The sequence below is a fragment of the Streptomyces sp. NRRL F-525 genome (assembly GCF_000716605.1).
Lineage (GTDB): Bacteria > Actinomycetota > Actinomycetes > Streptomycetales > Streptomycetaceae > Streptomyces.
The window spans coordinates 1-8,532 of the sequence record NZ_JNXE01000082.1; the positions used below are offsets into that span (position 1 = coordinate 1).

Genomic DNA, 8,532 nt, shown 5'->3' on the forward strand with positions numbered 1-8,532 from the left:
GTTCCCCGCGCCCCTGGGGGTTGGGGGTGGGCGGGGTGGGAGCGGAGTGGGAGCGGAGTGGGAGCGGGGCGCCCGGCGCGGTTCTTAGTCGCCCCGCCGGGTGCCCCAACACCCTGGCTCCTTAAGCCATTTGGGCCTCCGGGATCTCCCCCCGCGCCTGTCGGCCCAGCAGGGCGAGAGTCAGTGTCACCGCTACCGATGTCACGGCCATCAGGGTCATCGCCGTTGCCGGGGAGGTTAGTTGGGCGGCCGTGCCTGCCAGGGCCGCGCCCACGCCCTGCATCGTGAGCATGCCCGCGGAGCGCAACCCCAGGGCGTGGCCCGCCAGTTCGTCGGGGGCGAGTTCCATCAGGCGTTCCTGGAGGACGAGGCTCGCGCCGTAGCCGATGGAGGCCGCGCAGACCGTCATCGCCGACCAGGGGATGCCGGGGTGGAGGGCGAAGAGCAGGTACGGGGTGGCCAGGAGGAGGCGCAGGGGGATGTCCAGGCGGGCGCGGAGGGTGGGTGGGGTGAAGCGGCCGAGGGTGAGGTCGCCTACGAACATGCCCAGGGCAGCGCTCGCGAACAGGACGCCCGCGGAACCGGAGTCGTAGGAGACGTAGAGGGATTCACAGCCGACGATCAGGCCGTTGGGGACCCACATGCCGAGGTAGGTGAGGCGGCGGGGGCGGGAGGACCACAGGAGGGCGTTCGTGCGCCAGGTCGCGGCCACCGACGGGGGGCCCGCCGTGCGGGGTGGGCGGGCGGTCAGGCCTAGGCGGAGGACCAGGGCCGTCGTCGCGTACAGCGCCGCCGCGAGGAGCAGGCAGACTCGGGGAGCGAGCAGGGCCAGGAGGGCTCCGCCGGTCGCGAAGCCTGTCACCTGCATCAGGCCCGAGGCCATGTTGAAGACCGAACGGCCCAGCAGATAGCCGTCCTTGGACAGGATCTCGTTCAGCAGGCCGCCGCTCACCCCGCCGCCCAGGGAGGCGATCAGGCCCTGCGCGAATACGACGGCGAAGACCGCGCCGATCGGTAGGCCGGGGAGGGCGAGGACCGCCGTACAGACGGCGAAGGCGGTGTTGATGCCGGTCAGGGTGAGCCTCGGGGGCAGGCGGTCGGCGCCCGAGAGGAAGAAGGTCGCGCCGAGCATCTGGGCGAGCTGCGGGCCGAACATGCTCACGGCCGACAGTAAGGGGGAGGCCGTCGCCTTGTAGACGAGGGTGGCGAGCGCCAGGCCGCTGATCGTGAGGGCCGCGTTCTGGGCGGCGAAGGAGAAGAAGAACGGGGTGTACTCGGGGGTGCGGAAGAGCTCGCGGTAGCTGCGCATGCGCGGAGTCTGCGGGGGTGTGGGCGGTGGTCCTATTCTTTCGCGCGGACGCGAAACACGGGGGTGGGCGGATGGGGTTGTGGCAGCTCAACGCGGACACCCTCGCGCGGAGCCGGTTCGTCCTGTCGTCGTTCGCTGAGACCTTCGCGGCGCTGAAACTGCTGCACGCGGGGGTGGGCGCGCACCCCGGTGAGCAGGTGTGGCTGCGGGATCATCTGCCGGGTTATCAGGGGCTGTTGGCGGCCGATCCGGTCACCGGCGCGCTGGTGCGGGCCGCGCTCGGGCGGGCCTGGATCGCCGACTTCTTCTGCCCGACCCAGACGGACCGGGAGTCGTTCGCCGAGACCGTCGCCCGGGTGCGGGAGACCCGGCCCCAGGCCGCGCGGGACAACCTCCGTGTCTCGCTCGCCGGGCCGCTCCCCGCCGCCCTGGAACGCGACGATCTGCCCGAGCGGGCGGCCCGGCTCCTGGAGTACGTCTGGGAGGAGACCGTACGGCCGTACTGGGCGCGGCGACGGCGGGTGCTGGAGGCGGACGTGGTGGCCCGGACGGCGCAGGTGAGCCAGGGCGGCTGGGCGGCCGTGCTGGACACGTTGTCGCCGGGGCGGACGCGGTGGCTCGGGGAGAGCCGGCTGCAGATCAACCTGCACGAGAACCCGCCGCGGGAGATCTCCGGCGCGGAGCTGCTCCTCATGCCCGTCACGCCGAAGGGCGGGTGGGTGTCCTGGGAGGCGCCGGATCGGTACGCCATCGTGTACCCGTGCGCGGGCGTCCTCGCCGACCATGGCGGGCGGCCCGTGCCCGCGAGCCTGGGGGCGCTGCTGGGCCCCTCCCGCGCGGCCGTGCTGACGCTGCTCGGGTCGCCGATGAGCACCAGCCAGCTGACCGCCGTGACCGGGCAGGCGCTCGGCTCGGTGGGGCGGCATCTGCGCGTGCTGCTGGACGCGGGGCTCGTGGAGCGGCGGCGGGCGGGGCGGTCGGTGCTGTATTCGCGGACGGCGGCGGGGGAGGTCGTGGTGAAGGCGGCGGGGCTGTGAGTGCGGGGGCCCGCGGGACCGTAGACCTATGGGCCCGTGGGGAGAACGACATTTACCGGAGTTAGCATCCGGTTATGACGACTACAGAGAACACGGGTCCCCTCGGTGTCGAGATCGGGTCGCTCACGGGCGGCTCGGCGGACCTCTCGCAGTACGCGGGCAAGGCCGTCCTCGTGGTGAACGTGGCCTCCAAGTGCGGGCTGACCCCCCAGTACACGGGCCTCGAGCGGCTCCAGGAGCGGTACGCGGCGCAGGGCTTCACCGTGCTGGGCGTGCCCTGCAACCAGTTCCTCGGGCAGGAGCCCGGCAGCGCCGAGGAGATCGCCGAGTTCTGCTCGGCGACGTACGGCGTGACCTTCCCGCTGACCGAGAAGGTCGAGGTCAACGGGGACGGCCGGCACGAGCTGTACGACCGCCTCGTCGGCTTCGCGGACGGCGAGGGCCACACCGGTGACATCCGCTGGAACTTCGAGAAGTTCCTGATCGGCCGCGACGGCACGGTGCTCGCCCGCTTCTCCCCGCAGACCGAGCCGGAGTCGGCGGAGGTCGTGGCGGCGGTGGAGACGGCCGTCGCCTAGGTCTGCCGCAGGCAGGTGTTGACCTTGCCCCTGGGGCAGGGCTGAGCGTCCTTCTCGCCGGGCGGACAGGAACCGCCCGGTGACGGAGGATGGCTGAGATGGACGACGACGACCTGCTGACCATCGGGGCGTTCGCGGCGCGGGCTCGGCTTTCGGCCAAGGCGCTGCGGCTGTACGACCGGCTCGGACTGCTGGCTCCGGCGCACGTCGACGAGGTCAGCGGTTACCGCTACTACCGCGCCGGCCAGGTCGAGCGGGCCCGACTCGTGGCGCTGCTACGGCAGTTGGACATGCCGCTGGCCCGGATCGCCTCGGTGGTGGAGGCGGACGGGAGCGACGCCGCCGATCTCCTCGCCGCGTACTGGACGGACGTGGAGACCCGGGTCGCCGGGCAGCGCACGCTCGCCGAGTACCTCCGTGCACGCCTTTCGGGGAGGAGCTCCGAGATGTACGGACAGTTCGTGGTCGAGACGGTCGAGGTACCGGAACAGGTGCTGATCACCGAGACCCGGCACACCCTCGCGGACGAGTTGCCGGCCTGGATCCCCGCCTCGCTGGGGCGACTCGAGGCGGCGGCGGAGGAGTGCGGGGGTGTGAGCGCGGCGCCGTTCGTCGTCTACCACGCCGAGGTGTCGACGGAGAGCGACGGCCCGGCCGAGGCCTGCGTACCGGTCGCGGACGAGGCGGCGGCGCGGGCGTGGGCGGCGCGCCAGGGGCGGGCCCGGCAGACGGCGGTGCGGGTGGAGCCGGCGCGGACGCTGGCGTACGCCCGGATCACCAAGGCTCAGGTGGCGCATCCGCAGATCCTGGCCGCGTTCGAGGCGGTGGAGCAGTGGGTCGCCGAGCGGGGGCTGCGGTACGCCGGGCCCTGTCGCGAGGTGTACTTCGCGGAGTGGGGGGCGGCGGGGCCTGGGGACCCGGTGTGCGATGTGGCGTTCCCCGTGGAGTTCCCGGTGGGGTGAGGCACCGGCCGGCGCACGGCGCCGGGCACAAGCCGAGCCCCCTCGGCCAGGACGGCGGGCCAGTCGAGAGGGCTCTTCTTGAAATGCTTGTGCTTCTTGTACTGCCTGTGTTGCTCGTACTGCCTGTGTTTCTCGTACTGCTTGTGCTGCTCGTACTGCTTGTCGTGCATGAACTGCACTGTGCTGCTTATGGAGTTGTGAAAGGTGAACCAGCCGCATCAGTGAAGGTCGTGCGCCCCCCGCGCGACATCTGCCACGAAGGCGTTCCACGAGTCGGCGGGGAAGGCCAGCGCCGGACCCCCGTCGACCTTGGAGTCCCGTACGGCCATGGCCGCGAGAACCGGTGACTTGATCTCGACGCATGCGCCGTTCCCGGTGGAGTACGAGGACTTGGTCCACTTGTCCGTGGCGCCCTGACGAATTGCCATTTTTGCTCCGGTTATTGCCAGTTGATGAGTTGCTGTCACCGCGCGTCACGTCCGACCACGAACGCATCGGACGTACAACACGGTTTGCGCCAAAGCCTGTTGCTCGATGGCGTGATCGACGCTACTCGCCAACATCGGCGCGCGAAGCGGCCATTCACTCGACCGGGTGGCATATACCCCTGGTGCTTCCATCCCGACCGGCGGAAGGTGTACTCTGCGGCACCTTCCGCCAACGGGGCCCCTCAGCGCGCGTATTCCTTCGCGATGTCCGCGATGAACTGACGGGACTGGTCCACGTTCAGGGCCTGCGCCCTCAAGTGCTCGTACATCACGCTGTACTTCTGGACGTCGTTCGCCTTCTCCAGGTACAGGTCGCTGGTGACGCCCTCGATGTAGACGACGCTGGAGTCCGCCGCGTCGGGGAACTCCAGGATCGCGTACTGCCCGTTGAGCCCCGGATGGGCGCCCATGTCGAACGGGATCACCTGCACGGTCACGTGCGGCAGCTGGGACTGCTCGACGAGATGCTCCAACTGGTCCCGCATCAAAGAGCGGTTGCCGACCACGCGGCGCACCGCGGACTCGTCCATCACGGTCCACAGCCGCAGCGGGTTCTCCGGCGCGGAGATCCGTTCCTGCCGGCGCAGCCGCACCTGGACGCGCTTCTCGACATCGGCCAGGGCCGTCTCGGGCAACGCCCCGGTGATGAGCGCCTCGGCGTACTGCCGGGTCTGCAGCAGGCCGGGGACGACCTGGGGATCGTAGACGCGCAGGCTCGCCGCGTCCGTCTCCAGTCCGATGTAGACGCTGTACGGAATGTCGCCGAAGGAGTGCCACCAGCCCTGCTGGCGCGAGTCCTTGGCCATCTGCATGAGCGAGTCGACGATGCGGACGTCCTCGACCTCGTAGACCCCGCACAGGTCGCGGACGTCGCGCTGGCTGATGCTGCGCCGGCCGTTCTCCAGCCGGCTGATCTTCGACTGCGACACCAGCAACCGCTCGGCGACTTCTTCGGCCGTCATGCCCTTGAGCTCTCGGAGTCGACGCAACTCCTGGCCCAACCGGCGTCTCCTGACGGTGGGATTGACACTTGACGCCACGGGAACGTGCACCTCCGGCTGCATGCCTCTACTTGCCACTGCTGACTGCTACGTGCTGCTCACTGCTTGCCACGCGCTTGCCACTTTGCGTATCTGCTGTTGAGCAGACTGCCACCAAGGTGGTTTCTACCGCTGGGAAACGGTGGATATGCGGCAGGTACGAGCCAGGTTCGGGTTGCCCGAGGCGTCCGCGAAGGCGTCCGTAGATGCGGCCGAGCGGGGTGGAGAGACGTTACGTCTACTCCACCCCGCTCGGACCAGCGGCTCCCGAACCGGGTCTTGGGGACTGCGGTGCGGCGTGTACTGCGGTCGTGCGGTGGTGCGTCGGTACCGGTCGTGCGGTGTGCCTCCGCGGTGCCGGCGTGTGCCGTGGGACTGCGGCTCAGTGAGCCACGGCGCGCGCCATGGTGCCGCGGTGCGGCTGCATCGGAACACCACGAGCCGGTTCCGGTGGCCTTGATCCGGGCGCGGCCTGACGGCCGGCCGGGGCCGGGCTACGGCGTGGCTGTGCCGCCACTCCGTTCTGGACGTCCATCACGGCGTGCGCCACGAGTCCGCCCATGGGGTCGTGCCTGATCAGGTCCCGCAGCCGGGAGCGGGACGAGCGTCCCTCATTACCCGGATACAGGTGTTTGCCGAGACCTACCGCGTGCGCCAGTGCGGCGAGCGCGGCTGTCCGCGGGTCCGGTGGCACACCGGTGCGGATCGCGGAATCGAGTCGGCCCCTGATCTCGCGGCTGATCTCGTTGTCCGTCGCTTGGTAGCGAGTCGTCGGCAGCACCCCGCACATCTGTCCCGCCACGGCATGCACCATGCCGCACCGCTCGAGATGCGAGAGGTAGGTCTGGCGAAGTCCCAGTCGGGGCCCGCCAATCCAGTTCACTGCACGTACGGGAGCGCCACGCCTTCGCAGCAACTCCAACGCGCAGTCCAAAGTCGGATCTCCGGTCGGCCGTGGTACCACCACGGCGATACGATCCCCGTCTGGGGCTATCCGTCCGGCCAGCGCCAGCTCCACTAGCTGTGCTCCGGCCAGACCGAGGTCGAGCGACTGCGGCTGTGCAGTGGTACCCGTGGCCGGGTCCAATGCCAGCAGCAGAAGCTCTTCCGGAAGTGTTCTGCGGCTCCTGCCCATCCATGCCTCCCCGCGTGGATGAATGACAGGGTGACCCCTCTCACATTGGTCTGTCGAGGGTGCGTGACCGCTTCGTAGTGGAACCGGTAGGTATGTCGTTCTCGTCTACCGGTGGGGTTAAGCCCGCACACAGGACACTGGTACATGGTTCGGACAGCGGTGTTGATGCGTTGTCCGGACTGCGGGTAAGAGATTTCCCAGCCGACATCCAGCTGACTTCCAGCTGATTTTTCGGCTGTTTCTGTAGCTAACTCGGTTATCTCGGTCGGTTCGGTTGACGCACGCGGCGCGTGCGGCGCATGGAGGAGGCATCGGTGGCGGGCGAGTCCCCCGACAGGTCGAAGAAGCGCGAGTCGTCGGCAGAACCGACGCCGGGGAGCGCGAGTCCGGTTCCTGAGGCACGGGGTGAGCGCGATCCCCGGTTGGCGGTGGCCCGCGAGGACGCGGTGTCCGCGGCCGCGGCGCAGCGGGGGGGTGTGGACACGGCGACGAAGATCTTCTCGATCAGGGAGCTGCGGTCGGAGGCAGGTGCATCGGCCGAGGCCGGTGACTCCGGTGACGCCGAGGCCTCCGAGGACGCCGATACGCAGAACCCTTCCGCCAAGGGCGGGTCGAGTGAGTCGGGCGGGTCGGGCGGCTCCGAGGGCGATGCGCGGCTCCGGGCGGCTGTGGCGGCCTGGGTGACGTCGGGGTCGGCCGGGGAGCGGCCGACCGGGGCGGAAGCCTCCGGCGGCGAGACGGCTGACGTGCCTGAGAGCGCGGAGGACGCGGTCGCTACGGCCGACAGCTCCGCCGGCGCCTCCAAGGGCGCGGAGACGCCCGCTGAGGGCCCGGAGACCGGGGACGCCGAGGACGCGGGGGAAGCTTCCGTCTCCGACGCCTCCACGGACGCTGAGACCGCCCAGGGCGCCGACGCAGGCGAGCGGGCCGGGGGTGCGGGTGCCGGGGACGACGAGGCACGCGATTCGGCTGACGCCGGGGGCGAGTCCGCCGGCGACGATGACGTGACCGAGGGCGAGCGGGGCGTTGCCGCTGCCGCGGAGGACGACGCCGACACCGAGGACGCTTCCAAGGCGGCCGGGGCTCCCGCGTCCGCGGAAGCCGACGAGGCCAACGCGGATGCTGACGCGCGGCCTGAGGCCACCGAGACCGCCTCGGGCGAGACCTCCGACGCCGAACCCGCTGAAGCCGAGGCCGACATCGCCCCGGAGCCCGCCGAAGGCAACACATCCCCTCAGGCGACCGGAACGAAGCTGGACGACCGTCCGGGGTCCGCCGAAGGCGAGGCGTCCGCCGACGCGACCGGGCCGAAGACCGCCGACCGTCCGGAGCCCGCCGAAGGCAGCACGTCCGCCGACGCGACCGGATCGAAGACCGAAGACCGCCCGGGGTCCGCCGAAGGCGAGGCGCCCACCGACGCGACCGGGCCGAAGACCGCCGACCATCCGGAACCCGCCGAAGGCAGCACGTCCGCCGACGCAGCCGGACCGAAGACCGAAGACCGCCCGAAGTCAGCCGAAGGCAAGACACCCACCGACGCGACGCCCCCGAAGGCCGACAGCCACCCGGAAGCCGCCGAAGGCGACACGGACGCGGCCCCCCAGACCACCGGCACCGGCACCGACCCCGAAGACGCCGCCCCCTCCGACGCACGACCGCAAGCCGCCGGCGACGAGAAGGCCCCCGCAGGGCCACCCGCACCCGACGACGAGACCCGCACGGGCGGTGCGGGTGGGAACACGAAGGCGGCCGAGGGCGGAGCCGAGGCCGTCGATCACCCCACCGCCGTCTTCAAGGCCCCACGACCCCCCAAGCCCCAGGTCGACCAGCCCACCACCATGCTCAAGCTGGGCGGAGCCACAAAGACCCCCCAGCCCTCCAAGACCCCCGAGACCCCCGAGACCCCCGCCGAGCGCACCAGCAAGTTCGTCGCCCTCAAGCCCCTCGACGAGCCCCGCACGCCCCGCAGGGACACCCCCCGCC

General features: G+C 70.7%; 7 protein-coding genes and 1 pseudogene. 4 read left to right on the plus strand and 4 right to left on the minus strand.

The window, feature by feature from the left end:
- Positions 1-121: 121 nt before the first annotated feature.
- Positions 122-1,309, minus strand: a complete 1,188-nt coding sequence (locus OO69_RS47650) for a membrane protein (RefSeq protein WP_033287306.1) — start codon at positions 1,307-1,309, stop codon at positions 122-124.
- A gap of 71 nt (positions 1,310-1,380) precedes the next feature.
- Between OO69_RS47650 and OO69_RS47655 the strand changes: the two genes are divergently transcribed.
- From OO69_RS47655 to OO69_RS47665, 3 genes are all read left to right on the plus strand, one after another.
- The gene (locus OO69_RS47655) at positions 1,381-2,346 is read left to right on the plus strand and encodes an ArsR/SmtB family transcription factor (RefSeq protein WP_033287307.1); all 966 of its coding nucleotides are present in this window, start codon (positions 1,381-1,383) and stop codon (positions 2,344-2,346) included.
- A gap of 74 nt (positions 2,347-2,420) precedes the next feature.
- The gene (locus tag OO69_RS47660; RefSeq protein ID WP_033287308.1) at positions 2,421-2,924 is read left to right on the plus strand and encodes a glutathione peroxidase; all 504 of its coding nucleotides are present in this window, start codon (positions 2,421-2,423) and stop codon (positions 2,922-2,924) included.
- 89 nt (positions 2,925-3,013) lie between these two features.
- Positions 3,014-3,886, plus strand: coding sequence for a MerR family transcriptional regulator (locus OO69_RS47665; RefSeq protein ID WP_033287309.1), 873 nt, complete (start codon positions 3,014-3,016; stop codon positions 3,884-3,886).
- A 218-nt stretch (positions 3,887-4,104) separates the two neighbouring features.
- On the opposite strand, the gene OO69_RS47670 is transcribed toward OO69_RS47665, so the two are convergent.
- The 3 genes from OO69_RS47670 to OO69_RS51115 all read right to left on the minus strand — a co-directional run bounded on the left by OO69_RS47670 (position 4,105) and on the right by OO69_RS51115 (position 6,549).
- Positions 4,105-4,314 (minus strand): DUF397 domain-containing protein, encoded by a 210-nt coding sequence (locus tag OO69_RS47670; protein WP_033287310.1) that lies wholly within the window; start codon positions 4,312-4,314, stop codon positions 4,105-4,107.
- Between the two features lie 242 nt (positions 4,315-4,556).
- A complete protein-coding gene (locus OO69_RS47675) occupies positions 4,557-5,414 on the minus strand; it encodes a helix-turn-helix domain-containing protein (protein ID WP_033287311.1) in 858 nt (285 codons plus the stop codon).
- Positions 5,415-5,796: 382 nt separating this feature from the next.
- Positions 5,797-6,549: a GOLPH3/VPS74 family protein gene (locus OO69_RS51115; RefSeq protein WP_026150485.1), complete on the minus strand. Its 753-nt coding sequence runs from the start codon at positions 6,547-6,549 to the stop codon at positions 5,797-5,799.
- A gap of 299 nt (positions 6,550-6,848) precedes the next feature.
- Here OO69_RS51115 and OO69_RS49190 point away from each other — a divergent pair.
- Positions 6,849-8,532, plus strand: a pseudogene (locus tag OO69_RS49190) (hypothetical protein); the annotation flags it as partial.

Bases quoted from the DNA above. Each gene is read 5' to 3' on its own strand.
- OO69_RS47660 (WP_033287308.1), top strand. From the start codon at position 2,421: ATGACGACTACAGAGAACACGGGTCCCCTCGGTGTCGAGATCGGGTCG.
- OO69_RS51115 (WP_026150485.1), bottom strand. From the start codon at position 6,549: ATGGGCAGGAGCCGCAGAACACTTCCGGAAGAGCTTCTGCTGCTGGCA.
- OO69_RS47655 (WP_033287307.1), top strand. From the start codon at position 1,381: ATGGGGTTGTGGCAGCTCAACGCGGACACCCTCGCGCGGAGCCGGTTC.
- OO69_RS47650 (WP_033287306.1), bottom strand. From the start codon at position 1,309: ATGCGCAGCTACCGCGAGCTCTTCCGCACCCCCGAGTACACCCCGTTC.
- OO69_RS47665 (WP_033287309.1), top strand. From the start codon at position 3,014: ATGGCTGAGATGGACGACGACGACCTGCTGACCATCGGGGCGTTCGCG.
- OO69_RS47670 (WP_033287310.1), bottom strand. From the start codon at position 4,314: ATGGCAATTCGTCAGGGCGCCACGGACAAGTGGACCAAGTCCTCGTAC.